The sequence below is a fragment of the Bacillus sp. LR--39 genome (assembly GCF_053613335.1).
Genome location: NZ_JBSIOT010000487.1, coordinates 1 through 927 on the forward strand (window position 1 = coordinate 1; position 927 = coordinate 927).

A 927-nucleotide genomic window follows, 5' to 3' on the forward strand; every position below is an offset into this window, starting at 1 on the left:
CATATCAGTGTAAAAGTCGCTCTTGCAAAAACAGCAACTGCAGAACAAATGCAGATTCAGCAAGAGATCGTAAACGTATTAAAAGGGGCAGGAGCTGAGACAGTCGGCCTTCGATTTGAAGAGCTGCCTGAAGAAACGGTTGCTAAATTCCGGGCGCCGTCAGCTGAGAAAAAAACATTATTAAATATGGATAACCCGCCAGTCTTTCTTGCTGTAGCAAGCGGAAAAGGCGGCGTAGGCAAGTCAACTGTGTCGGTAAACCTAGCTATTTCTCTGGCTCGTCTAGGGAAAAAGGTTGGTTTAATTGATGCGGATATTTATGGGTTCAGTGTGCCGGACATGATGGGTATCACTGTGCGTCCAACAATTGAAGGAGAGAAACTTCTTCCTGTTGAACGCTTTGGAGTAAAGGTCATGTCAATGGGCTTTTTCGTAGAAGAAAATGCTCCGGTCGTATGGAGAGGGCCGATGCTCGGCAAAATGCTGAATAACTTTTTCCACGAAGTAGAGTGGGGAGAAGTAGACTATATCGTTCTTGATCTTCCGCCTGGTACAGGGGACGTTGCTCTCGATGTACATACAATGCTTCCGAGCTGCAAAGAAATTATCGTATCTACGCCGCATCCGACAGCTGCTTTTGTCGCGGCCAGAGCGGGCTCTATGGCGATTAAAACCGATCATGAGGTCGTGGGGGTCATAGAGAACATGGCTTATTATGAAAGTGCAAAGACAGGGGAAAGAGAATATGTCTTTGGAAAAGGCGGAGGAGATAAACTGGCTGAGGAACTAAACGTGCCTTTACTCGGCAGAATCCCATTGAAACAGCCCGATTGGGATAAGGACCAATTTGCTCCGTCTGTTTATGACGAAAATCATCCAATCGGAGAAATATATCAGGACATCGCAAAAAAAATAGATGTAAAAATG

General features: G+C 45.5%; 1 protein-coding gene. It reads left to right on the forward strand.

Annotated elements, in window-relative coordinates:
- A partial coding sequence (gene salA / locus ACWHAR_RS24355; RefSeq protein ID WP_452088090.1) for an iron-sulfur carrier protein/transcriptional regulator SalA occupies window positions 1–927 on the forward strand: 927 nt, incomplete at both ends.